The following is a 24,051-nucleotide window of genomic DNA, read 5'->3' on the forward strand; positions in this document are numbered from 1 at the left end:
TTTTTTTGTTGTTTGTTTTTTTTTTTTTTTTTTTTTTTTTTCACACGGGTCGGGGGGGGCGCCCCCCCCCCCCCCCCCGAGCACCCCCCCCAGGAGGCCCCCGAGATGTCCGCACTCCCCGCGACCAACCGTGAATGGCACCTGCGCGAGCGTCCGGTCGGCTGGCCGAAGCCCGAGGACTTCGCCCTGGTCGAGACGGAGATCGGGCAGCCCGGACCGGGCCAGGTCCTGGTGCGCAACGTGCACCTGTCCGTCGACCCGTACATGCGCGGCCGCATGAGCGCCGCCAAGTCCTACGTCGCGCCCTTCGAGCTCGGCAAGGTCATGCAGGGCGGCGCGGTCGGCGAGGTCGTGGCCTCCGAGGCCGAGGGCATCGCCGTCGGCGACCACGTGCTGCACTTCTTCGGCTGGCGCGAGTTCGCCGTCGTGGACGCCGAGCACGCCGTGAAGGTCGACGCCCAGGCCGCCCCGCTCAGCACCTACCTCGGCGTCCTCGGCATGCCGGGCCTGACCGCCTACGCGGGCCTGCTGCGCACCGGCGACTTCAAGGAGGGCGACACCGTCTTCGTCTCCGGCGCGGCCGGCGCGGTGGGCGGCCAGGTCGGCCAGATCGCCAGGCTCAAGGGCGCCGCCCGGGTGATCGGCTCCGCGGGCTCCGACGAGAAGGTCAAGCTCCTGACCGAGGAGTACGGCTTCGACGCGGCCTTCAACTACAAGGCGGGCCCGGTCCACGAGCAGCTGAAGGAGGCCGCCCCCGACGGGATCGACGTGTACTTCGACAACGTCGGCGGGGACCACCTGGAGGCCGCGATCGCGCGCCTGAACCGGGACGGCCGCATCGTGATCTGCGGCGCCATCTCGGCGTACAACAGCACCGAGCCCCCGGCCGGCCCGCGCAACCTGACCCGCCTGATCCAGACCCGCGGCCGCATCGAGGGCATGCTGGTGGGCGACCACTACGACCTCCAGCCGCAGTTCGTGCAGGAGGTCGGGGCGTGGGTGCGCTCGGGCGAGCTGAAGTACCGCGAGACGTTCGTCGAGGGCATCGAGAACACCGTGGACGCGTTCCTGGGCGTCCTGCGCGGCGCCAACACCGGCAAGATGGTCGTCACGCTCTGACCCCCTCGCCCGCGGGTCCCCCTTGCGGGACCCGTTAGGCTCGGGCGCAGACCGTCGCGATCGTGGGCGCGAGTCGCGGCGAACCACAGGAGGAAGCACTTCATGCCTATCCAGCAGTCCGACGTCCTGTACACCGCCGTCGCCACCGCCGAGAACGGCCGTGACGGCCGCGTGGCCACCGACGACGGCAAGCTCGACGTCGTGGTCAACCCGCCCAAGGAGATGGGCGGCTCCGGTGCCGGCACCAACCCCGAGCAGCTCTTCGCCGCCGGGTACAGCGCCTGCTTCCAGGGCGCGCTCGGCGTCGTCGCCCGCAACGAGGGCGCCGACATCTCGGGCTCCACCGTCACCGCCGAGGTCGGCATCGGCAAGAACGACGAGGGCTTCGGCATCATCGTCAAGATCTCCGCCAAGATCCCGAACGTGGACGCGGCCACCGCCAAGGACCTGATCGAGAAGGCCCACCAGGTCTGCCCGTACTCCAAGGCGACCCGCGGCAACATCACGGTCGAGCTGGCCGTCTGAGCCACCGCGCCCGTCCGAGGGCCGCACTCCCCGCGCGGGGGGTGCGGCCCTCGTCGCGTACCCGTCCCGTCCGGGGCGTGCCGGGGGCGTGTCCGAGGCGCCTCATAGGATGGCCGCATGCGTGATCTCGGGGTGGGCTTCGGCTACTTGGTGAAGGGCCAGCGTTGGGTCGGCGGGCACGGCCGGTGGTTCGGGTTCGGGCTGCTGCCCGGCCTGATCACCCTGCTGCTGTACGTGGGCGCGCTGGTGGGCCTCGGCTACGGGGCCGACGACCTGGCGAACTGGGCGACGCCGTTCGCCGACGACTGGTCCTCGCCGTGGCAGGGCCTCTTCCGGGGGTTCCTGACGGCGCTCGTCTTCGCCTTCGGCCTGTTCCTCGCCGTGATCACCTTCACCGCCGTGACCCTCCTGGTGGGCCAGCCCTTCTACGAGTCGCTCTCCGAGCAGGTCGACCGCTCCGAGGGCGGCGAGGTGCCGGAGTCCGGGCTGCCGCTCTGGCGCGAGCTGTGGATCTCGGCGCGCGACAGCCTGCGGGTCCTGGCGCGGGTGGCGCTGTACGGCGTCCTGCTCTTCGCCCTCGGCTTCCTGCCCGTGGTCGGGCAGACCGTGGTCCCGGTGGTCGGCTTCTGCGTCTCCGGGTTCTTCCTGGCCGAGGAGCTGACCGCGGTGGCGCTCCAGCGCCGGGGCGTGGAACTGCGCGAGCGCCTGGCGCTGCTGCGCTCCCGCCGGATGCTGGTGCTGGGCTTCGGGGTGCCGCTCACCCTGGCGTTCCTGGTGCCGCTGGTGGCGGTCTTCCTGATGCCGGGCGCGGTGGCCGGCGCGACGCTGCTGGTCCGCGACCTCCAGGCCACGCCCGCCCCCGACACCGCCCCGGACGACGGGGCCACCGCGCCCCGCCGCCCGTACAGCCTCGACAAGGGCTGAGCGCCGGGCCTCACCCGCCCGCCGCCACCCCCAGCACCGCCCGCACCTGGGCCACGATGTCCAGGCGGTTGCGGATGAACTCCGGGTCGGTGACCGTGCCCGTCGACGGGTCGGTGTTGCCCGCGCCGAACTGCAGGACCGGCGTGTGGACGTGGCCGCCCGGCAGCCGGTCGTGCAGGCCGAGGCGGTCGCGCAGCAGCGTGGCCCGGTAGGCGATCTCGTTGGACAGGTAGTCCCCGCCGCCGCCCGCGCGCGCCGTGGAGCCGGGTGTCGGGCCGTCCGGGCGCACCACGGGCTGCGTCTGCCCGGCCGGGATCTCGGTGACCGAGGTGTTGTCGTACACCGGGAAGCGGCCGGTGGGGGCGGACGTGATCCGCGCGTACGGGAGCGTGGTCGTCGTCCACTGCGGCTGGCCCGCCGGGTCGGACACCGGGACGGTCTCCGTGCGCGAGACGTTCTCATTGTCCGGGAAGCCGCCCCGCCAGGCGCCGTTGGTGCGCTCGACGTCGAAGCGGCCCACCCGGCCCTGGCTGACCGTGGTGAACAGGTCGGCCGCCGGGAGCGCGCCGCGCAGGGTGCGCTCCACGGTCCCGGCGGCGAAGTCGTCCCAGCGCACCGGGAAGAGCGCGGTCTCCACCCGGGCCCGGCCGCCGTCGGCGGTACGGATCCAGGTGCCGTCCAGGGCCAGGGCGGTGGCGCCGGACGGGTTGCTGATGCGGACGTCCCGGTCGAGGGTGAACGGGTCGAAGCCGGTGAGGACGATCCGCTTGAAGCCCTTGCCCGCCGGGAACGCGAGGGTGTCCTGGCCGCGCGAGGTGCGCTCCAGGCGGTCCAGGAGCCGGGCGCGCACCGCCGCGTCCACGGCGAACCCGGGCCGCCAGGCGCGCAGTTCGCGGGTGAGGGCGAGCCGCGCCCAGTACAGCGGCCGGTCGTCGTCACGGCTGAGGTCGCCGCCCGCGGGCCCGCGCCCCTGCACCCGGTCCACCGCGCGCCGCCACAGCGCGGAGCCGTGCGCGGCGACCGCCCGCTCGGCCTCGCGGGCGGAGCCGGCCCGGGCGAGCGCGCGGGCGAACCGGGGCGCCAGGGCGTCGAATCCGCTGCGCCGCAGGATCTCCCGGGGCGCCGCCCGGTCGAGCCGCGCCTCCTCCACGGTGACGGCGGGGGCGCCGTCGCGCACCGCGGCGGGCGCGGCTGTCGCGGGTGGGGCGGCCAGGGCCGGTGAGACGGCGGCCAGGGCGAGTCCGAGTGCTGCCACGCGAATCCGGGACACGTCGATCCTTCCGTCGGGTCCCGGAAGTATCCCCGCGCACCGCGTGCCCCCTCAACACCGCCTCAGGGCGCGGGCGTCGGGCCCTCCGGCACCCGCAGCAGCGCCAGGAAGTCGCGGAACGCGCCCGGCATGTCCACCGACTCCGGGTCGAGCAGCCACTGGTACTGCAACCCGTCGAGCACCGCGGTGAGCACCGGCGCCGCCCGCTCCGGGGTGAGGCCGCCGGGCAGCCGCTCGCCGAACTCGGCGCGCAGCAGCCGGGCCATCTCCTGGCGCACCTGCGCGTAGCGCCGGGTGAAGAACTCACGGGCCGGGTGCTCGTCGGTGACGCTCTCGCCGAGCAGCGCGGAGAAGGTCTGCACGATGCCGGGCCGCATCGCGTTGTACTCGACGAGCGACTCCAGCAGGTCCAGCCGCCACCGCTCGACGGGGATGCCGCCGCCGGTGTCCCACTGGTCGCGCTCCTCCAGCACGGCGACCAGCAGGGCCTCCTTGGTGGGGAAGTAGTGCAGCAGCCCCTGCTGGGTCAGGCCGACCCGTTCGGCGACCGCGCCCAGGGAGGCGCCCCGGTAGCCCCGCTCGGCGATCACTTCGAGCGTCGCGCGCAGGATCTCCGCACGCCGCTCCTCGCTCCTGGCCCGCGCCATCGTGCACCTTTCCCGTCCACAGGTCCCTGACGACAGGACCGTACGTCACCCATCGAATCACGAAAAGATAACGAACCCTACCGCTCTACAGGTAACGGGTTCACCATGGGAGGACCAGCAGGTTTCTCGACGAGGAGGTAGCCGTGGCGGAGACCGCACGCACCGGCGCGGACAGTGCACGTGAGCAGGCCGTGGAGACGGCGCTCGGCAAGCTCGACCTGGACGCCAAGGCGCGTCTGCTGGCCGGCCGCGACATGTGGTCGCTCCCGGCCCTGCCGGAGATCGGCCTGAAGTCCCTCGTCATGTCCGACGGCCCCATCGGCGTCCGCGGCGTGCGCTGGACCGCCGACGACCCGTCCGTCGCCCTGCCCTCGCCGACCGCCCTGGCCGCCGCCTGGGACCCGGAGCTGGCCCACCGGGCCGGCGCGCTGCTCGCCCAGGAGGCCCGCCGCAAGGGCGTCCACGTGCTGCTCGCGCCCACGGTCAACCTGCACCGCAGCCCGCTGGGCGGCCGGCACTTCGAGTGCTACAGCGAGGACCCGTACCTGACCGGCGAGGTCGCCGGCGGCTACATCCGGGGCGTGCAGTCCGGCGGCGTCGGCACCACGGTCAAGCACTTCGTGGGCAACGACTACGAGACCGACCGCTTCACCGTGGACACCGTGGTGGCCCCGCGCCCGCTGCGCGAGCTGTACCTGGCCCCGTTCGAGGCGATCGTCGAGAACGCCCACCCGTGGGGCATCATGACCGCCTACAACCAGGTCAACGGCACCACCATGACCGAGCACCGCTACCTCGTGAACGAGGTGCTGCGCGGCGAGTGGGGCTTCGACGGCATGAACGTCTCCGACTGGATGGCCGCCCGCTCCACCGTCGGCGACATCGAGGGCGGCATGGACGTCGCCATGCCCGGCCCGACGACCGTGTACGGCGAGGCGCTGGCCGCCGCCGTGCGCTCCGGCGAGGTCGACGAGGCGCTGGTGGACGACGCGGTGCGCAACGTGCTGCGGCTCGCCGCCCGCGTGGGCATCCTGGAGGGCGCCCCGGCCGTCGTCTCCGACCCGCCGTCCGGCATCGACGGCGACGCGCTGGCCCGCGAGGTCGCCCGCCGCGGCTTCGTCCTGGTACGCAACGAGGGCGGCGCGCTGCCGCTGGCGGCCGGCACCACCGTCGCCCTGGTCGGCGCCTCGGCCCGCGACGCCCGGGTGCTCGGCGGCGGCTCCGCGCAGGTCTTCCCCGACCACGTGGTCTCCCCGCTCGACGGCCTCACCGCAGCGCTTCCCGAGGGCGCGCTCACGTACTCCGTCGGCGCCGACCCCAGCGACGAACTCACCCCCGCCGACCAGGGCTTCACGCTGAAGGCCGTGTGCCGCGACGCGGACGGCAACGTACTGGGCGAGGGCTCGCTGCCCACCGGCCAGGTCCAGTGGATCGGCGACGACCTGCCCGCGGGCGTCACCCACGAGGCCATGCACAGCGTCGAGGTCACCGGCACCTTCGTGCCGCGCGAGAGCGGCGAGCACTCCTTCGGCACCCGCGGCCTGGGCGCGTACACGCTGACCATCGGCGGCGAGCGCCACTTCGAGGGCGTCCAGCCGATGGGCGAGGAGGCCGACCCGTTCGAGGCGTTCTTCGGCGCCCCGGTGGAGCGCGCCAAGGTGGCCCTGACCGAGGGCGAGCCCGTCGAGGTGTCCCTGCTGCACGTGCTGGACAAGCAGTACGCGACGCCGCTGCCGGCGCTCATGTTCTCCTTCGTCCACCTCGGCCCGCGGCGCGACCCCGACGACCTGATCGCCGAGGCCGTCGAGGCCGCCCGCGCCGCCGACACCGCCGTGGTGGTCGTCGCCACCACCGAGCGCGTGGAGTCCGAGGGCTTCGACCGCACCGACCTGAAGCTGCCCGGCCGCCAGGACGAGCTGGTGGCCAGGGTCGCCGCGGCCAACCCCAACACCGTGGTCGTGGTCAACTCCGGCTCCCCGGTGGAGATGCCGTGGCGCGAGGACGTCGCCGCGGTGCTGCTCAGCTGGTTCCCGGGCCAGGAGGGCGGCGCCGCCCTCGCCGACGTGCTGACCGGCGCCGAGGAGCCGGGCGGGCGGCTGCCCACCACCTGGCCGGTCGCCTTCTCCGACGTCCCGGTCACCGACTGCACCCCGGTGGACGGACAGGTGCACTACGACGAGGGCGTGTTCATCGGCTACCGCGCCTGGGACAAGTCCGGCGCCGTCCCCGCGTACCCCTTCGGCCACGGCCTGGGCTACACCACCTGGGAGTACGAGTCCCTGGAGGCCACGCCCGAGTCGGTGCGGGTGCGGGTGCGCAACACCGGCGGGCGCGCGGGCCGCGAGGTCGTCCAGGTCTACCTGGCGCCCGAGGGCGACCGGGCGGAGCGGCCGCTGCGCTGGCTCGCCGGGTTCGCGGGCGTCGAGGCCGCCGCGGGCGAGAGCGTCGAGGTCGAGATCCCGCTGCGCCGCCGGGCGTTCGAGATCTGGGACGAGCAGGCGGACGCGTGGGCGTTCGTGCCCGGCGGCTACGAGGTGCGGGCGTCCCACTCGATCGACGACACGCGCCTGAGCGTGACCCTCGACGTCGAGTGACGCACTGACGGAAGGCGCGGCCTTCCCCCTGAACGGCCCCGGGGCGGTCCCTGACAACCGCCCCGGGGCCAGCCCCTTTCCGGCCTCAGGAGGCCGCGGTCACCCTGCGGTAGGCGATCTCCGCCAGCCGGGCCTGGCCGTCCCTGCTCGGGTGGAACCAGTCCCAGGGGCTGAGCTGTTGACCCGTGAAGCGGTACGCGAAGACGTCACCGCCGTCGTAGCGGCACCGCTCGTCCTTCGCGCACACGTCCCGCAGCACGGCGTTGTAGGCGGCCACCCGCGCGCGCACCCGGTCGCGGCGCTCCCCGCCGGCCCGGGTCAGGTCGTCGGGGTCGGCCAGCATCGAGCGGCAGATCCCGAGGCCCCACACCTGCTTGGCCATCGCGCTGGTGCGCCCGGTGGACCAGAGCCGCTTGAGGTCCGGCACGCTCGCCACGTACACCTGCGACTTCGGGGACGCGGCGCGCAGGGTGCGCAGCGCCCGCTCGAAGGAGGCGCGGAAGTCGGCGACCGGGGTCATCTGCGCGGCGGTGTCGCGGCAGGCGTCGTTGGCGCCGGTCATCACCGTGACCAGGCCCGGCCGTTCGGCCGCCGCGCGCTCCATCTGCCCGGGCAGCTCGGCCATCCGGGAGCCGGAGCGGGCCAGGTTCCAGCTGTTCCCGGCCGTCTTCGAAGCGCCGAGGAGCCGCACCGCGAGGCTGTCCACGGCCGGGTCGGTGCCGGTCGACCAGGACACCTCGGGGCAGTCCGAGAGGACGCCGCAGGCGTCGAAGCCCCGGGTGATGGAGTCGCCCACGGCGGCCACCGAGGAGGGGCTGCGGTCCCACAGGGGCGTGGGGGAGGGGGACGGGCGCGTCGGGGCGGGCGAGCCGCCCGCGGGCGCGTCGGGGGCGGCGCTGCACCCGGTGAGCACGGCGGCGGCCGCGGTCAGGGAGAGCAGGGCCGTCCGGAACCTGCGACGGTGGCTCATCCTCGGCCTTCCTTCGGCGTCCTGGCGGGTGAAAGCTCGGTACGTACGGGCTCCGACCGACGGTACGTCACCCCAAGGGCGCCCCAGCACGGTAGTTTTTCCCCCGTCGACCCAGAGGCACCTTCGACCACCGGCTCCGGTAAATTACATCACGTCACATGCTGTCCGTTTTTCGGGAGTTTGTGGAGTTTTGCTCCCGATGCTGTTTACTGAGGCCGCTGGGGAAAGGCGAACCTCGTCCCACACTGGAGGTCCCGGTGACGACACGTGGAGTCCTGTACGTACACTCCGCGCCGCGCGCGCTGTGCCCGCACGTCGAATGGGCGGTCGGCGGAGTGCTCAACGTCCGGGTCCAGCTCGACTGGATCCGGCAGCCCGCGGCGCCCGGCACCTGGAGAGCCGAGTTCTCCTGGCAGGGCGAGGCGGGCACGGCCGCCAGACTCGCCTCCGCGCTGCGCGGCTGGCAGATGCTGCGCTTCGAGGTGACCGCCGAGCCCTGCCGCACCGCCGAGGGCGAGCGCTACAGCGCCACGCCCGCGCTGGGCATCTTCCACGCCGTCACCGGCATGCACGGCGACATCCTGATCCCCGAGGACCGGCTGCGCGCCGCCCTCGCCCGCTCCGCCCAGGGCGAGACCGTCCTGGAGGCCGAGATCGCCAAGCTCCTCGGCAAGCCCTGGGACGACGAGCTGGAGCCCTTCCGCTACGCGGGAGAGGGCGCCCCCGTCCGCTGGCTGCACCAGGTCGTGTAGCGCACGCGAAAGGGCCCCCACCGCGCGGTGGGGGCCCTTTCGGCTACGCATGCCGTACGTCGGGGCGTACGTCCGCGGATCAGACCGTGCGGAACGCCAGGACCACGTTGTGGCCGCCGAAGCCGAAGCTGTTGTTGATCGCCGCGATGGTGCCCTCGGGCAGCGGACGGGGCTCGCCGCGCACGACGTCCGCGTCGACCTCCTCGTCCAGCTCGTCGATGTTGATCGTCGGCGGGGCGAAGCGGTGGTGCAGGGCCAGGACCGTGGCGACGGTCTCGATGCCGCCCGCGCCGCCCAGCAGGTGACCGGTCATGGACTTGGTGGCGGAGACCGCCACGTGGTCCAGGTCCTCGCCCAGGACGCTGCGCAGCGCCTTGATCTCGGCGACGTCGCCCAGCGGGGTCGAGGTGGCGTGCGCGTTCAGGTGCACGACCTCGGACGGCTTCAGGTCGGTGGACTCCAGCAGGTGCCGCAGCGCGGCCGCGATGCCGCGGCCGGTGGGCTCGGGCTGCGCGATGTGGTGGGAGTCGGCCGACAGGCCCTGGCCCAGCACCTCGCAGTAGACCCGGGCGCCGCGCTTGGCGGCGTGCTCGGCGGACTCCAGGATCACGACGCCGGCGCCCTCGCCCAGGACGAAGCCGTCCCGGCCCTTGTCGTAGGGGCGCGAGGCCTTCTGGGGCTCGTCGTTGTTCTTGGACATCGCCATCATGTTGGCGAAGGCCGCGATGGGAAGCGGGTGGATGGCCGCCTCGGTGCCGCCCGCGACGACCACGTCGGCACGGCCGGTACGGATCATCTCGACGGCGTAGCCGATCGCCTCGGCGCCGGAGGCGCACGCGGACACCGGGGTGTGCACGCCCGCCCGGGCGTTCACCTCCAGGCCCACGTTGGCCGACGGGCCGTTCGGCATCAGCATCGGCACGGTGTGCGGGGAGACGCGGCGGGCGCCCTTCTCCTTCAGCACGTCGTACTGGTCGAGCAGGGTGGTCACGCCGCCGATGCCGGAGGCGATGACGGTGCCGAGCCGCTCGGGGGCGACCGCGTCGTCCTCGCCGGCCGGCGCGGTGTAGCCCGCGTCGGCCCACGCCTCACGGGCCGCGATCAGCGCGAACTGCGCCGAGCGGTCCAGGCGGCGGGCCAGCGGACGCGGCAGGACCTCGGACGGGTCGACCGCCGCGAGCGCGGCGATGCGGACCGGCAGTTCGGCGAAGCGCTCCCCCTCCAGGGGGCGTGCTCCGGAACGACCCGACGTCAGACCTTCCCAGGTCGAAGCGGTGTCGCCACCCAGCGGTGTGGTTGCGCCGATACCGGTGACGACCACGGTGCGATTGGTCGAGCTCACAGGAATTCTTTCTCCACGTTGATGAGGGTCGGGCAGTGCTGTCCCGGGGGGCCAACCCCCGGACCCCCGGTCGAGAAACGGCGCCACCGCTGGGTGGCGTACCGGACTCAGAACCGGATCAGTCCTGGTGCTTCAGGATGTAGTCGGCGGCATCGCCGACGGTCTTCAGGTTCTTGACGTCGTCGTCCGGGATCTTGACGTCGAAGCGCTCTTCGGCGGCGACGACGACCTCGACCATGGACAGCGAGTCGACGTCCAGGTCGTCGGTGAAGGACTTGTCCAGCTGGACGTCCTCGACCGGGATGCCGGCGATCTCGTTCACGATCTCGGCGAGACCGGCGACGATCTCTTCCTGAGTGGCGGCCATCTTGGCGCTCCTTCTTGTGTGTCCAGAGGGTGGGGCGGTATCCGTCGCGGACCGGGCTGGCCCGGACGTGATGCCTAGGGGAGGGTAACGACCGTCGCTGCGTACACGAGACCCGCCCCGAAACCGATGACGAGCGCGGTGTCGCCGCTCTTCGCCTGTCCGGTCGCCAGGAGCCGCTCCATCGCGAGCGGGATCGAGGCGGCCGAGGTGTTGCCGGTGGTCTCCACGTCACGGGCGACCGTGACGTGCTCCGGCAGCTTCAGAGTCTTCACCATCGAGTCGATGATCCGCATGTTGGCCTGGTGCGGGATGAAGACGTCCAGGTCGTCCGCCGAGATGCCGGCGGCGTCCAGCGCCTGCTGGGCGACCTTCGCCATCTCGAAGACGGCCCAGCGGAAGACCGCTTGGCCCTCCTGCGTGATGGCCGGGAACTTCTCGACCTCGCCGTCACGGTAGTCCGTCCACGGCACGGTCTGCTTGATGGTCTCGGACTTGTCGCCCTCGGAGCCCCAGACCGTGGGGCCGATGCGCGGCTCCTTGGAGGGGCCGACCACCACGGCGCCGGCGCCGTCGCCGAACAGGAAGGCCGTCGCGCGGTCCTCCAGGTCGGTCAGGTCCGACAGCCGCTCGACGCCGATGACCAGCACGTACTCCGCGGAGCCCTCCACGACCATGCCCTTGGCCAGGGTCAGGCCGTAGCCGAAGCCCGCGCAGCCCGCCGAGATGTCGAACGCGGCCGGCTTCTTCGCGCCGACCTTGTCCGCGATCTCGGTGGCCACGGCCGGGGTCTGCTTGAAGTGCGAGACCGTGGAGACGATCACGCCGCCGATCTGCTCGGGGGTGATGCCTGCGTCCGCGATGGCCTTGCCCGCGGCCTCGACCGACATCGCGGTGACGGTCTCCTCGGGGGAGGCCCAGTGGCGCGTGGCGATGCCGGAGCGCGAGCGGATCCACTCGTCCGAGGAGTCGATCGTCTCGAGGATCACCTCGTTGGGCACCACCCGGGTCGGGCGGTAGCCGCCGACCCCCATGATGCGCGCGTACGGGGCGCCCTGGCTGGGCTTGATCTTCGCCATGCTCTACGGCTCCTTGTCTCAGGAAGAGTGCTCGGCGACGAGCGTGCGGGCCGCGTCGAGGTCGTCCGGGGTCTTCAGGGCGAGCGTCTTCACGCCCGGCAGGGCGCGCTTGGCGAGCCCGGTCAGGGTGCCGCCGGGGCACATCTCGACCAGCGCGGTGACGCCCAGCTCCTGGAACTTCTCCATGCACAGGTCCCAGCGCACCGGGTTGGCCACCTGGCCGACCAGGCGGGAGATCACCTCGGCGCCCGAGGCCACGACCTGCCCGTCCCGGTTGGAGACGTACGTCACGGTCGGGTCGGCCGGGGAGAGGTCCTTGACGGCCTCCTCCAGGCGGGCCACGGCCGGGGCCATGTGGTGCGTGTGGAAGGCGCCCGCGACCTTGAGGGCGACGACCTTGCGCACGCCCTCGGGCTTGTCCTCGGCGAGGGCGGCGAGCTGCTCGGCGGTGCCGGCGGCCACGATCTGGCCCGCGCCGTTGACGTTCGCCGGGGTCAGGCCCAGCTTCTCCAGGTGCGGGACGGTCACCTCGGGGTCGCCGCCGAGCAGCGCCGACATGCCGGTCTCGGTGACGGCCGCGGCCTCGGCCATGGCCAGGCCGCGGGTGCGCACGAGCTTCAGCGCGGCGGTGTCGTCGAGGACGCCCGCCAGGACGGCGGCCGTGATCTCGCCGACGCTGTGGCCGGCCAGGGCGCCCGGCGCGATGTCAGCGATGTCACCGAGTGCCGTGGCGGAGAGCAGCCCCGCGGCGACCAGCAGGGGCTGGGCGACGGCGGTGTCGCGGATCTCGTCCGCGTCGGCGTGCGTGCCGTAGTGGGCAAGGTCGAGCCCGATGGCGTCGGACCACGCGGCGACGCGGTCGGCGGCACCGGGGAGTTCGAGCCAGGGAGTCAGGAAGCCGGGCGTCTGGGCGCCTTGGCCGGGAGCGACGAGTACGAGCACCCTCACACTCTCTCTTGTGGACGGTCCGGGACGCCCGTGGGGACAGGGACGAAGAACCGTCAGGGTAATTGTTGGTGTCCGACAAAAGTCTAGGACTGCTGATCTGCGTCGGCCAGACGTCCGAGGATCAGCGCGATCCTCAGTGTGAACGCTGACCGGACGTCGGAGGGCGACCAGCCGGTGACGTCCGTCACACGTCGGAGCCGGTAGCGCACGGTGTTCGGGTGGACGAAGAGCATCCGGGCGGCGCCTTCGAGGCTGCTCGCCTGCTCCAGGTAGACGCTCAGCGTCTCCAGGAGCGCGGATCCGGCCTCCTCCAGCGGTCTGTAGATCTCCTCCACCAACTGGTCGCGCGCCGCAGGGTCGGAGGCGATGGCGCGTTCCGGCAGCAGATCGTCCGCGAGGACCGGCCGCGGCGCGTCCTGCCAGGCCGTGCAGGCCTTCAGCCCGGCGGCGGCCGCCTGCGCGGAGCGGGTCGCGGCCAGCAGGTCGGGCACCACCGGGCCCGCCACCACCGCGCCGGCGGCGAACGGGCCGATCAGCGCCTTGGCCACGGCCAGCGGGTTGTCGTTGCCGCCCGCGATGACCACCAGGCGGTCGCCGAGGACCCCGGTGAGCACCTGGAGCTTGGCGTGCCGGGAGGCCCGCCTGATCGCCTCCACGGTCAGCTCGCTGTCGCCGTCGGGGGCGGTGCCGAGGACCACGCAGACGTGGTCGGGGGAGTTCCAGCCCAGCGCGGCGGCCCGGCTCACCGCGCCCTCGTCGGCCTCGCCGGAGAGCACCGCGTTGACCACCAGGGACTCCAGGCGGGCGTCCCAGGCACCGCGTGCCTCGGCGGCCTGGGCGTACACCTGGGCGGTGGCGAAGGCGATCTCGCGGGCGTACACCAGCAGCGCCTCGCGCAGCACCGAGGAGTCACCGGGCGCCGCGACCTCGTCGATCGCGGACTCCATGACCTCGATCGTGGTGCGGACCATCTCCACGGTCTGGCGCAGCGTGATCGCCCGGGTCAGCTCGCGCGGCGCGGTGCCGAAGACGTCCGTGGAGATCGCCTGGGGCGTCTCGGGGTGCCGGAACCACTCGGTGAAGGCCGCGATGCCCGCCTGGGCGACCAGGCCGATCCACGAGCGGTTCTCCGGCGGCATGGCGCGGTACCAGGGCAGCGTCTCGTCCATGCGGGCGATGGCGCTCGCGGCGAGCCGCCCGGAGGACTGCTCCAGGCGCTTCAGGGTCGCTGCGTGCGGGTGGGCGTCGCGGTGGGTGTCGTTCGCTGCGGGTTCAGGCACGGGGACAAGACTGCCTTATCGGGACGCCGGCCCGTCCAGCCGGTCTACCGTGGGGGCGTGATTTCCGTGCAGCGCGCCGTCGAGCGCCACCGCGGCGGCGACCCGGCCGCCGGTATAGAGACCCGGCACGCGTTCTCCTTCGGGAGCCACTACGACCCGGACAACCTGCGCTTCGGGGCCGTCATCGCGTGCAACGAGGAGCGGCTCGCGCCCGGTGCGGGATTCGGCGAACACCCGCACAGCCACACCGAGATCGTCACCTGGGTCGTCGAGGGCGAGCTGACCCACCGCGACTCGGCGGGGCACGCCACGGTGGTCCGGGCCGGGGACGTGCAGCACCTGTCGGCCGCCGGGGGCGTGCGCCACGAGGAGCGCAACGACGGGGCGGAGCCGCTGGTGTTCGTGCAGATGTGGCTGGCGCCCCGGGAGCCCGGCGGCGAGCCCGCGTACACGACCGTCCCGGGGATCGCCGACTCCACGCCGTACGACCTCCCGGCGGCGGGCGCGCAGTTGCACGTACGGCGCCTGGGCGCGGGCGCGCGCACCGCGGTGCCGGACGCGGACCTGGTGTACGCGCACGTGGTGCGGGGCGCGGTGGAGCTCGGCGACCGGCGCCTGCGCCCCGGGGACGCCGCCCGGATCACGGACGCCCGTGGCCTGGAGCTGGTGGCCGGGGACGGCCCGGCGGAGGTGCTGCTGTGGGAGATGGCGGCGGGGTAGGGCGCCCAGGGCTCGCCGACCTAGCGGGCCAGCTCCGCCAGGACGGCGTCGGTGAAGGGGGGCCACGCCTCGACCGCCCACGGGCCGAAGGCCCGGTCGGTGAGCGCGACGCAGGCCGCGCGGGCGTCCGGGTCGACCCAGAGGAACGTGCCGGACTGGCCGAAGTGCCCGAAGGTGCGCGGCGAGGACGAGGCGCCCGTCCAGTGCGGGGACTTGGAGTCGCGGATCTCGAAGCCCAGGCCCCAGTCGTTGGGCCGCTGGTGGCCGTAGCCGGGCAGGATGCCGGTGAGCCCGGGGTGGACCACGCTCATGGCCTCCAGGACCGTGCGCGCGTCGAGCAGCCGCGGGGCCTGGAGCTCGGCGGCGAACCGGACCAGGTCGTCGACGGTGGACGTGCCGTCCTTGGCGGGCGAGCCGTCCAGCGAGGTGCCGGTCATGCCCAGCGGCTCCAGGACGCCCTGGCGCAGGTACTCGGCGAACGGGATGCCGGTCGCCTTGGCCACGTGGTCGCCGAGCGCGTCGAAGCCCGTGTTGGAGTAGATCCGCTTGGTGCCGGGTGCCGCCGCGACCGCCGGGGTGTCGAAGGCGAGCCCGGAGGTGTGCGCGAGCAGGTGCCGCACGGTCGAGCCCTCCGGCCCGGCGGGCTCGTCCAGCTCGACGGCGCCCTCCTCGTACGCCACCAGCACCGCGTAGGCGGCCAGCGGCTTGGTCACCGACGCGAGCGGGAAGCGGCGCGCGGTGTCCCCGCGCGTCCCGGCGACGGTCCCGTCGGCGCGTACGACGGCGGCCGCGGCGTTCGGCACGGGCCAGCTCTCGATGATCCCCAGGCTCTGCATGCGTACGAGCCTAATCGGCTCACCAGGTGGGCCGTCCCGGTGCCGGGACGGCCCGCGTACGAGGTCCATGACGGGGCAGGCTGGTACGTGTCGCGAAAATCCCGCCGTTCCGTCCGCTCCGGTCCGGGGTCCCTTGCCTGGAGTGCACTCCAAGGTCCTAGCGTGGAGGCATGACGGTGATCGAGAGCACTCCCGTACGGACCGAACGCCCGGCCACGGTGGAGAACCTGTGCGTGGCCGCGCCCCCGGCGCACCCGCGGCCCGCGGGGCAGGACCGCTACACGATCGGCGAGGTCGCCGCCTGGACCGGGCTCAGCGCGCACACCCTGCGCTGGTACGAGCGGATCGGCCTGATGCCGCACGTCGACCGGTCCCACACCGGGCAGCGCCGGTTCACCAACCGCGACCTCGACTGGCTCACCTTCGTCGGCAAGCTCCGGCTGACCGGGATGCCGGTCGCCGGCATGGTCCGCTACGCGGAGCTGGTGCGCGAGGGCGAGCACACCTTCGGGCAGCGCCAGGAACTCCTGGAGGACACCCGGCGCGACGTGCTCACCCGGATCGCCGAGCTGCGGGACACGCTCGCCGTCCTCGACCACAAGATCGGTTTCTACGCGGACGCCCACCGGGCGCCGGAGAGGGTCTGACCCATGAGCGGCACCGAAGAGAACACCCCCGTCCTGGACACCGTCGAGCTGGGCCGGGGCGGCCCGGTCGTCGGCGTCCAGGGCCTCGGCTGCATGGGCATGAGCTTCGCCTACGGGCCCACCGACGCCGACGCGGCCCGCGCCACCCTGGAGCGCGCCCTGGAGCTCGGCGTCACCTTCTACGACACCGCCGACATGTACGGCTTCGGGGCCAACGAGGAGTTCCTCGCGCCGTTCCTCGCCGCGCACCGCGACGAGATCGTCCTCGCCACTAAGTTCGGCATCGTCCTGGACCCCGCCGACCTCTCCAAGAGGGCCGTGCGCAACGACCGGGCGTACGTCCGCCAGTGCGTCGAGGGCAGCCTGCGCCGCCTGGGCACGGACGTCATCGACGTCTACTACATGCACCGCCGCGACGTGAACGTCCCCATCGAGGAGACCGTCGGCGCGATGGCCGAACTGGTCGCCGAGGGCAAGGTCAGGCACCTGGGCCTGAGCGAGGTCACCGGCGAGGAGCTGCGCGCCGCGCACGCCGTGCACCCGATCGCCGCCGTGCAGTCCGAGTGGTCGGTCTTCAGCCGTGACGTGGAGGACACCGCGGTGCCCGCCGCGGCCGACCTGGGCACCGCCTTCGTCCCGTACTCGCCGCTCGGCCGGGGCTTCCTCACCGGCTCCTTCACCAGCGCCGACAAGGAGCTGGGCGACGACGACTTCCGCCGCACCATGCCCCGCTTCACCGGCGAGAACGCGACCTCCAACGCCCACCTCGTGGAGCCGATCCGGTCCGTCGGCGAGGCCCACGGCGCGACGCCGGGCCAGGTCGCGCTGGCCTGGCTGCACGCCCAGGCCGCCGCCCGCAAGCTGGCCGTCGTCCCGATCCCGGGCACCCGCAAGCCCTCCCGCGTGGAGGAGAACACCGGCGCGACCCGCCTGGTGCTGACCCCGGGCGAGCTGGAGCTCCTGGACGGCATCGCGGGCCGCGTGAGGGGCGACCGCTACGCCGACATGTCGACCACGTCGGCGGGCCGCGAGTAACGCCGTACGCGGACGGGCCCGGGGAGGCGTCCTCCCCGGGCCCGTCCGCGTACCCCGCGCGTCCTACGCCAGGCCCAGCGCGAACACCGCGAACCCCGCCGCGAGCACCCCCGCCACCGCACCGCGGGCCCGGGCCGCGCCGCCGTCCGCGCGCCACGGGCCCTCGAAGCCCCGCGCGTACCGCCCGATCAGCACCAGCAGCAGCGCGAACAGCGGCATCCAGGCGAGCCGTTCGGCCACCCACGCCAGGGTGTCGGGGGCCGTCGTCAGGCCCGGCACGGCGCCCGCGGTCAGCGAGGCGGGCACGGCCGCGGCCAGCATCGCGCTCTGGTGCCAGCACAGGACGGTCATCGCCGACAGGTTGACCACCACCACCGGCGCCCACAGCGCGGGCCGGGCCAGCAGCCGCGCGATCCGGTCCCGCAGCAGCACCGCCGCGCCGCTCTGCGCCGCCGCCAGGGCGAGCACGAGCAGCGACGGCGGGTGCGAGTTGGTGCGGGCCTCGCCCGGCACGCCGACCATCGACATCGGGTAGTGGAAGACCGTGACCAGCGCCGCGAACAGCGCGGCCCCGCCCAGCAGCAGCGCCCAGCCGTGCCGCCGCGCCAGCCGGCCCTCGCCCCAGGAGACGCCCAGCTGGTACGCGAACAGCCAGCCCGGCAGGATGTTCAGCACGCTCAGCCAGGACGGCACCGCCTCCGCGTACGGCCCGTACCGCAGTACGTCCACCACGGCCACCGACGCCAGCAGCGGCGCCGCCGCCCACGCGCCCAGCCGCCGCGCGGCGCGCACGCACCACGGGGTCAGCGCGGTCACCACGGTGTACACGCCCACGAACCACAGCGGCTGGATCACCAGCGTCGCCGCGGTCCGCAGGGTGTCGGCGGGCACCCCCAGGCCGTAGTGCAGTACGGGCAGCAGCAGCGCCCACACCGCGGTCACCCCGAGCACCGGGCGGCCGAGCCGGGCGACGCGCCCGCGCAGCCAGGAGGCGGTGGAGCCCCGGTGGCGCCGGAAGGACAGCGCCGAGGAGTAGCCGCCGACCAGGAAGAAGATCCCGAGCATCTGGAGCACCCAGCTGAGCGGCGCGAAGAAGCCGAAGGAGGACAGCGGCGAGGCGTTGTGCAGTGCCCCGTCCGCGCTCAGGGTGAAGCCGCCGAGCAGCCAGTGGCCGGTGGGCACGGCGAGCAGGGCCAGGGCGCGCAGGCCGTCGACGGCCCGGTCGCGGTGGGCGGGGGTGCGGGCTTCGATGCGGTGGGCCAGCCGGGTCAGGCGGTTCGCCCGGGCCGCTTCGGTGGTCTCGGCCGGTGCGGTCACTGCGGTCACTTCAGGGCTCCCCGGGCGATGGCGGCGAAGGTGCGGAGGGAATCGGTGCCGGGCGCGAAGTAGCCGTCGTGGCCGCGCGCCCCGGCGGCGGGGACCCGGCGGGCGCCGAACGCCGGGTCGGTGGGGTCGGTGCCGTGCCCGAGCCCCGCGAACTCGACGTGGGGGACCTTGGAGATCCAGTCCGTGGCGTCCTTGGCGGCCCACACCCGGGCGTCGGTGCCCAGGTCGGCGGCCCGGTCGGCGCGCATCCCGGGGGAGCCGAACACCACCAGGTCCTTGGCCTTCAGGCGGTGCGCGGCCAGGCCGCAGACCACCGAGCCGTAGCTGTGGCAGAAGTACGACGGGGTGGGCGCGCCCGTGGCCGCCAGGCCCCCGGCGAACCGGGCCAGCCGGTCGGCCCCGGCCTCGGCGAGGTCACCGGTGGCGGCGTCCAGGCCGACGCCGACGGGCGTGGTGTAGCCGGCCCAGGCGATCACGGCGGTGTCCGGCGCGGCCGCCCGCAGCGCCCGCGCCTTGTCGGTGACCGAGCCGCCGCGCCCCGCGTCCACGTCGGAGCCCGGGACCAGCACGGCCAGGTGGCGGCTGCGGTCCGGGTCCCCGAGGACCACGGCGAACTGGCCCCGGCCGCGCGGGTCGAAGGCGAGCACCCGCTCGCGCTCCAGGGCGGGGAAGCGGCCGTCACGGCGCAGGGCGTCGGCGTTGGCCGCGTACCGCAGGGCGGGCGGGGCGCCGTCGAGGTTGCCCACCACCGAGGGGTGGCGGCGGGCCAGCTGCCGGGCCTCCTCCGGCCCCAACCGGGCGAAGTAGGCGGCCACTTGGGCCGGTGTGGCGCGCTCCGGGTCGGGCCGCCCCTCGGCCACCCAGGCGGCGGTCCCGGGCGGTGGCCCGGTCACCGCCCGCTGGGCCGTGCCGGATGCCCAGCCCGCCGTGCCCGTGACCACCGTGGTCGCGAGCGCGACGGCCACCAGGGTCCTCTTGTAGCGCCGCACGGGGTGCCTCCCTCCCTGCCGTTCCTGCCTCGGTTCGTCGGCGAGAGGAAAGGTAGGAAGGAGGTGGCCGCGCGCACGTCACACCGGGGGGCCAAGTCGGGGGTGCTACCCGGGTAGGGGGCGGAGGAGGGGGGAGCCGGAGGCGGGGGGTGGGGGTGGCCCTACCGGGGGGTGGGGGGCCTTCGGGGGTGGGGGTGCGCCTTCGGGGGTGCGGGGGCTTCGGGGGTGCGGGCGGGCGGGGTGCGGGCCCGGGGTCTCCCCGCCCCGCCCCTTCCCGAAAGCCTCCGGCGGCGGGAGGGGGAAGGGTGTTCGGGGGCTGCGCCCCCGGGCCCCGCGCGGGGCTGCGCCCCTGCACCCCCTGCGGGGCTGCGCCCCGGGGGCCCGTTGTTCCGGCGCCCGGCGTGAGGGCCCGGGCCCTCGGCTCGTACCCCCTACCGGGCCTCTCCCGGTGTCACCAGGCCCGACTCGTACGCGAAGATCACCGCCTGGGCGCGGTCCCGCAGGTCCAGTTTGGACAGGACCCGGCCCACGTGGGTCTTCACCGTCTGTTCGGCGAGCACCAGGCGTTCGGCGATCTCCAGGTTGGCCAGGCCGCGGGCGATCAGTTCCAGGACCTCGGTCTCGCGCGGGGTCAGCGCGTTCAGCCGCAGCGCCACCCGGTCCGAGCGCACGCCCGGGCGCTGTGCCGCGAAGTCGGCGATCAGGCGCCGGGTCACCGAGGGCGCGAGCAGGGCCTCGCCCGCCGCCACCACCCGGACCGCCGCGATCAGGTCGGCCGGCGGCGCGTCCTTGAGCAGGAACCCCGAGGCGCCCGCGCGCAGCGCCTCGTACACGTAGTCGTCGACGTCGAAGGTGGTCAGCATCAGCACCTTCGGACGGTGCGTCACCCCGGGCGGCGGGGACAGGACCTCGCGGGCGGCGGCGAGCCCGTCCATCTCCGGCATCCGCACGTCCATCAGCACCACGTCCGGGTGCGTCGAGCGGGCCACCTCGACCCCGGCCCGTCCGTCCGGCGCCTCGCCCACCACGTCGATGTCCGGCTGCGCCGAGAGCAGCGCGGCGAAGCCGGCCCGCACCATGGCCTGGTCGTCGACGATGATCACGCGGATGGTCACGGGGCGTCCTTCGGATCCAGCGGCAGCCGTGCCGAGACGCGGAAGCCGCCGTCCGGCAGCGGCCCGGTGTCCAGCGTGCCGCCGGTCAACCGTACGCGCTCGCGCATCCCGACCAGGCCGTGCCCGGTGCCGGAGGTCTCCAGCGGTGAAGCGGCCCCGCGCGCCGGGCCGTTGACCACGAGCACCAGCAGCCAGTCCGCGCCGCGCGTGACCGACACCCGGGTCGTGGCGCCCGGCGCGTGCCGCACCACGTTCGCCAGCGCCTCCTGCACGATCCGGTACGCGGACAGGTCCACCGCCTGCGGCACCGCGCCCAGGTCGGCCGGGAGCGCCAGTTCGGCCGGCACTCCCGCCCGCACGGTCGCCTCCACCAGCTGCTGCACCCGGTCCAGGCCCGGCTGAGGCGCCCGCTCGCCCTCCGATCCGTCACTGCGCAGCACCGCGAGCAGCCGCCGCATCTCGCCCAGCGACTCCCGGGCGCCGGCCGCGATCGACCCGAACTCCTCGCGCGCCGCGTCCGGCAGCCCCTCGATGCGGTACGGGGCGGAGTCCGCCTGGACCGTGATCACCGACATGTGGTGGGCCACCACGTCGTGCAGCTCGCGCGCGATCCTGGCCCGCTCCTCCAGGAGCGTGCGCCGGGAGCGCTCGGCCTCGCTGATGGTGGCCTGCTCCTCCAGGCGCCGCTCGGCCTCGCCCCGTTCGCGCAGCGCCCCGGTCACCACCAGGACCACGCCGCTCAGGACGAACAGCAGCAGGTTGGCGCCGTCGCTCAGGGACGGGGAGAGCAGCTGGAAGACGAGGCCCGCCGCCCCGGTGGCCAGCCACACGCCGAGCAGCGTGCGCCACCCCTCGCGCAGGCCGAGCAGGGTCATCAGCCACAGGTAGCCGACGATCGCCATGGGCGTCCACGGCCAGGTCCGTCCCGCGGTGCCGTCGGCCGCGAGCAGCGCCAGGGCACCCGCAACGTCCGCGGCGAACACCACCCACCAGGCCTGCAGCGGCCGGGTCACCGCGAGCAGCAGCGGCGCGGCCTGCGCGGTGGCCAGCGCCCCCGCGAGCGCGCCGGGCACCCGGTAGTCCTGGATCAGCACGGTCGCCGTGACCGGCAGCAGGCTGGCCGCGAAGCCGAGCGCGAGCACCCAGGGCGCGTAGCGCAGCCAGCGTGCCGCGGCGCGGGCGAAGGGTGCCGGGTAGGGGCCGCCGGGGGTGGCCAGGGGCGCGGTCAGCGGGGCGATCAGCGCGCGCAGCCGGGCCCCGGGGCGGGAGGTGTCGTCCATGGTCCGTCCAGGGTAGGCAGCGGTCCCGGCCGCGGGCGTCCTCCCGGGGGCCCGCTCCGGGGCCCGGCCCCGCCCCCGCCTCACAGCTCCGCGAGCAGGTCCGCCTTCTTGGCCGCGAACTCCTCGTCCGTCACCAGGCCCGCCCGGTGCAGCTCGCCCAGGTGCCGGATGCGGTCGGCGACGCCCGCCGGGTCGCGGCGCCCGGCCTCGGCCGGCTCCCGCACCAGCTCGCGCACCGCGGGGCCCGCTCCCCGTACCGCCTGGAGCACCGCCGCGGCGAACGGCAGCGACTCGTGGACCGGCCCGTACCCCAGGCCGAACACCACCGCCGCCGGGTCCTGGTCGGCCTGCGCGGGCTGCGGGGCCGCGTCGCGCCGGACCAGCCGCAGGTAGCCGTCGAGCACGTCGGGGGAGCGCCACTGGACGTCGCTGAGCTCGGCGGTGCGGAAGCTCTGGTCGCCCGCCTTCCACTTGGCGGTGGAGGCACCGGTCCAGAACCAGCGGAAGGCGATCCGCTCGCCGTCGAAGGAGGCCTTGGCGTCGTACGCCTTGAAGTGCAGGGGCGCCTCGGGCACCGGGACCAGGAAGCGGTCGGCGGGCTCGTCGGCGGCCCCGGCCGGCAGCCGGGCGCGCAGCTCGTCCGCGTAGTACTCGGCGAGCGTCCCGCGCTCGGCGGGCAGGACCAGGCGGTAGGGGTCGCACCCCTCCTTCAGCTGTCCCGCCGCGGCCTCCATCAGCGGGTCGGCGCCCGGACGCGGCACGGCGTGCAGCACGACCGTCCCGCGCCTGCCCGGGGACAGCGTCACCGCGCGCAACGCCTCGACGGGGACGCGCCGTTCGCGCAGCGCCTGGAACAGCTTCGGCGTGCGGATCCCCCGTTCGAAGCGGATGAGCACGGCGTCGGGCTCGAACTCCCAGGAGGCGTGAATTCCGGCCAGCACATCACCCATGCGCCTCATCGTAGGCCGCGTGCGCCCGCGCGTCGCCCCTCCTCCGCTCCGGGATGTGTGCCGGTTTCTACGCGCGTCAGACGCCTTCCGTACCGGAAATTCCGTCGCGGCAGGCCTGGTCGGCGGGTGCACAGGTGACGGAGTCGTACGAACCGACGGCGATGTCGGCGAAGTTGGACAGGCTCTCGGTGCCCGGCTCGAAATAGCCGGTGTGGCCGACGGCGCCCGCCGCCGACAGCACGCGCGCCCCGAACTCCGGGGCCACCGGGTCCGCTCCGTGGCCCAGGCCGCCGACCTCCAGGTAGGGCACGTCCTGGATCCAGTCGTCCGCGTCGCGCATCGCCCACACGCGCGCGTGCGTGCGCAGGCCCGCGGTGGTCTCGGCGCGCATCCCGGGGCTCCCGGCGACCGCTATGTCGGTGACCCGGGGCGGCAGCCGGCGCGCGGCGACGCCGCAGACCACGGAGCCGTAGCTGTGGCAGAACAGCGAGACGGGCGCGTCGCCGGGCAGCGCGCGGGCCAGCGCGGCCAGCCGCAGCGAGCCCTCGGCGGCCAGCTTGCCGGTGGCCGCGTCGATGCCGACCCCGCTGGGCGCCGTGTAGTCGGCCCAGGCCACCACGGCGGTACGGGTGGCGGGCGCGGCCTTGCGCTCGGCCAGGTACAGCGACTCGGCCATGCCGACGGGCGCCGAGTAGCGGCGGGCGGTCTTCTGGAAGGTCAGCAGGTTGGTGTCGACGCCGGGCACGACCACCGAGACCCGGTCCGCCTTCTCCAGGTCGCCGAAGACCTCGGCGACCCGGCCCTTGCCGCGCGGGTCGAAGGCCAGGATGTGGCGGTCCTTCGCCATCAGGGCCTCGAAGCGGTTCATCCGCCGCACGGCCTCGTGGTGGCCGTCCGCGCTGAGCTCGCGGTCGGCGACCCGGCCCCTCTCCGCGGCCAGTGAACGGCCGAGCGCCGCGCGGTTGGCGCGGTAGCGGAGCGTGACCGGGGCGCCGTCGAGGTTGCCGACGACGTACGGGTGCTCATCGGCCAGCCGACGCTGCCCGGAGGGTCCGAGGGAGGCGAAGAACGCGGCGAGGACGCCGGGCGCGGAGGCCCGCGAGGGCAGCCTGCGGCCGTCGAACCAGCCGTGGTCCCAGGCGGCGAGCACGGCCTCGCGCGACCCGTCGGGCCCGCGGTGATGCTTGATCGCGGTCCACCCGGTGGTCGCCAGCATGATGAGCACGACGACGAGCGCGAGCAGCGTGCGCCAGGCTGTGAGTGTGGGGGAGGAGTCGAAGGAAGTCACTGCGGCTCACCCTAGGCGCCGGGTGCGGGGCACCGCGAAGAGCGTGACGCG

General features: G+C 74.2%; 23 protein-coding genes. 8 read left to right on the plus strand and 15 right to left on the minus strand.

Translation table 11 applies throughout. The features are described 5' to 3' along the window. The first annotated feature begins 105 nt into the window (after positions 1-105). From ABT160_RS01050 to ABT160_RS01060, 3 genes are all read left to right on the plus strand, one after another. A complete protein-coding gene (locus ABT160_RS01050; protein WP_351641877.1) occupies positions 106-1,119 on the plus strand; it encodes an NADP-dependent oxidoreductase in 1,014 nt (337 codons plus the stop codon). 102 nt (positions 1,120-1,221) lie between these two features. Beyond that, the gene (locus ABT160_RS01055) at positions 1,222-1,644 is read left to right on the plus strand and encodes an organic hydroperoxide resistance protein (RefSeq protein WP_351641879.1); all 423 of its coding nucleotides are present in this window, start codon (positions 1,222-1,224) and stop codon (positions 1,642-1,644) included. Between the two features lie 117 nt (positions 1,645-1,761). Next, entirely contained in the window at positions 1,762-2,568 is an 807-nt protein-coding gene (locus tag ABT160_RS01060) for an EI24 domain-containing protein (RefSeq protein WP_351641881.1), read from the plus strand. Positions 2,569-2,578: 10 nt separating this feature from the next. Here the strand turns inward: ABT160_RS01060 and ABT160_RS01065 are convergent, their stop codons facing one another. Together ABT160_RS01065 and ABT160_RS01070 are read right to left on the minus strand one after the other, a co-directional pair. Beyond that, a complete protein-coding gene (locus ABT160_RS01065) occupies positions 2,579-3,838 on the minus strand; it encodes a pyroglutamyl-peptidase I (RefSeq protein WP_502984137.1) in 1,260 nt (419 codons plus the stop codon). A gap of 62 nt (positions 3,839-3,900) precedes the next feature. Then, the gene (locus tag ABT160_RS01070; protein WP_351641883.1) at positions 3,901-4,485 is read right to left on the minus strand and encodes a TetR/AcrR family transcriptional regulator; all 585 of its coding nucleotides are present in this window, start codon (positions 4,483-4,485) and stop codon (positions 3,901-3,903) included. A gap of 143 nt (positions 4,486-4,628) precedes the next feature. On the opposite strand from ABT160_RS01070, the gene ABT160_RS01075 reads away from it, so the two are divergent. Further along, positions 4,629-7,079 carry a beta-glucosidase family protein gene (locus ABT160_RS01075; protein ID WP_351641886.1) on the plus strand — a complete coding sequence of 817 codons (2,451 nt, stop codon included), beginning with the start codon at positions 4,629-4,631 and terminating at the stop codon, positions 7,077-7,079. An 85-nt stretch (positions 7,080-7,164) separates the two neighbouring features. Here the strand turns inward: ABT160_RS01075 and ABT160_RS01080 are convergent, their stop codons facing one another. Further along, the gene (locus tag ABT160_RS01080; RefSeq protein WP_351641888.1) at positions 7,165-8,049 is read right to left on the minus strand and encodes a GDSL-type esterase/lipase family protein; all 885 of its coding nucleotides are present in this window, start codon (positions 8,047-8,049) and stop codon (positions 7,165-7,167) included. Positions 8,050-8,306: 257 nt separating this feature from the next. Here ABT160_RS01080 and ABT160_RS01085 point away from each other — a divergent pair, with 257 nt between their 5' ends. After that, positions 8,307-8,801 carry a DUF3145 domain-containing protein gene (locus ABT160_RS01085; RefSeq protein WP_351641890.1) on the plus strand — a complete coding sequence of 165 codons (495 nt, stop codon included), beginning with the start codon at positions 8,307-8,309 and terminating at the stop codon, positions 8,799-8,801. A 79-nt stretch (positions 8,802-8,880) separates the two neighbouring features. Here ABT160_RS01085 and fabF read toward each other — a convergent pair whose 3' ends face one another. The 5 genes from fabF to ABT160_RS01110 form a co-directional block, all read right to left on the minus strand. Then, entirely contained in the window at positions 8,881-10,143 is a 1,263-nt protein-coding gene (fabF, locus tag ABT160_RS01090) for a beta-ketoacyl-ACP synthase II (RefSeq protein WP_351641892.1), read from the minus strand. Between the two features lie 118 nt (positions 10,144-10,261). Further along, complete coding sequence (locus ABT160_RS01095; RefSeq protein ID WP_093617374.1) at positions 10,262-10,510, minus strand: acyl carrier protein; 249 nt, start codon at positions 10,508-10,510, stop codon at positions 10,262-10,264. A gap of 74 nt (positions 10,511-10,584) precedes the next feature. Then, entirely contained in the window at positions 10,585-11,586 is a 1,002-nt protein-coding gene (locus tag ABT160_RS01100) for a ketoacyl-ACP synthase III (protein WP_351641896.1), read from the minus strand. Between the two features lie 18 nt (positions 11,587-11,604). Further along, complete coding sequence (locus ABT160_RS01105; protein ID WP_351641898.1) at positions 11,605-12,528, minus strand: ACP S-malonyltransferase; 924 nt, start codon at positions 12,526-12,528, stop codon at positions 11,605-11,607. Between the two features lie 89 nt (positions 12,529-12,617). Further along, on the minus strand, positions 12,618-13,814 hold the full coding sequence (locus ABT160_RS01110; protein ID WP_351641900.1) for a PucR family transcriptional regulator: 1,197 nt from the start codon (positions 13,812-13,814) through the stop codon (positions 12,618-12,620). Between the two features lie 57 nt (positions 13,815-13,871). Between ABT160_RS01110 and ABT160_RS01115 the strand changes: the two genes are divergently transcribed. Further along, a complete protein-coding gene (locus tag ABT160_RS01115) occupies positions 13,872-14,534 on the plus strand; it encodes a pirin family protein (protein ID WP_351641902.1) in 663 nt (220 codons plus the stop codon). Positions 14,535-14,554: 20 nt separating this feature from the next. Here the strand turns inward: ABT160_RS01115 and ABT160_RS01120 are convergent, their stop codons facing one another. Then, positions 14,555-15,370, minus strand: coding sequence for a serine hydrolase domain-containing protein (locus ABT160_RS01120; protein ID WP_351641904.1), 816 nt, complete (start codon positions 15,368-15,370; stop codon positions 14,555-14,557). Between the two features lie 170 nt (positions 15,371-15,540). On the opposite strand from ABT160_RS01120, the gene ABT160_RS01125 reads away from it, so the two are divergent. Continuing rightward, on the plus strand, positions 15,541-16,017 hold the full coding sequence (locus ABT160_RS01125) for a MerR family transcriptional regulator (protein ID WP_351641906.1): 477 nt from the start codon (positions 15,541-15,543) through the stop codon (positions 16,015-16,017). 3 nt (positions 16,018-16,020) lie between these two features. Next, a complete protein-coding gene (locus tag ABT160_RS01130; RefSeq protein WP_351641909.1) occupies positions 16,021-17,052 on the plus strand; it encodes an aldo/keto reductase in 1,032 nt (343 codons plus the stop codon). A gap of 63 nt (positions 17,053-17,115) precedes the next feature. Here ABT160_RS01130 and ABT160_RS01135 read toward each other — a convergent pair whose 3' ends face one another. The 6 genes from ABT160_RS01135 to ABT160_RS01160 all read right to left on the minus strand — a co-directional run bounded on the left by ABT160_RS01135 (position 17,116) and on the right by ABT160_RS01160 (position 24,000). Continuing rightward, the gene (locus ABT160_RS01135; RefSeq protein ID WP_351642220.1) at positions 17,116-18,324 is read right to left on the minus strand and encodes an acyltransferase family protein; all 1,209 of its coding nucleotides are present in this window, start codon (positions 18,322-18,324) and stop codon (positions 17,116-17,118) included. Positions 18,325-18,374: 50 nt separating this feature from the next. After that, positions 18,375-19,367 carry an alpha/beta hydrolase gene (locus tag ABT160_RS01140; RefSeq protein ID WP_351641911.1) on the minus strand — a complete coding sequence of 331 codons (993 nt, stop codon included), beginning with the start codon at positions 19,365-19,367 and terminating at the stop codon, positions 18,375-18,377. A 431-nt stretch (positions 19,368-19,798) separates the two neighbouring features. Further along, complete coding sequence (locus ABT160_RS01145) at positions 19,799-20,482, minus strand: response regulator (RefSeq protein ID WP_351641914.1); 684 nt, start codon at positions 20,480-20,482, stop codon at positions 19,799-19,801. Beyond that, complete coding sequence (locus tag ABT160_RS01150; protein WP_351641915.1) at positions 20,479-21,762, minus strand: sensor histidine kinase; 1,284 nt, start codon at positions 21,760-21,762, stop codon at positions 20,479-20,481. The genes ABT160_RS01145 and ABT160_RS01150 overlap by 4 nt, the downstream gene beginning before the upstream one ends. Before the next feature lie 80 nt (positions 21,763-21,842). Next, on the minus strand, positions 21,843-22,712 hold the full coding sequence (locus tag ABT160_RS01155) for a DUF4429 domain-containing protein (RefSeq protein ID WP_351641919.1): 870 nt from the start codon (positions 22,710-22,712) through the stop codon (positions 21,843-21,845). A 76-nt stretch (positions 22,713-22,788) separates the two neighbouring features. Continuing rightward, positions 22,789-24,000 (minus strand): alpha/beta hydrolase, encoded by a 1,212-nt coding sequence (locus ABT160_RS01160; protein ID WP_351641921.1) that lies wholly within the window; start codon positions 23,998-24,000, stop codon positions 22,789-22,791. Positions 24,001-24,051: the final 51 nt, after the last annotated feature.

Source organism: Streptomyces sp. NPDC001941 (genome assembly GCF_040296945.1).
Classification (GTDB): Bacteria; Actinomycetota; Actinomycetes; order Streptomycetales; family Streptomycetaceae; genus Streptomyces.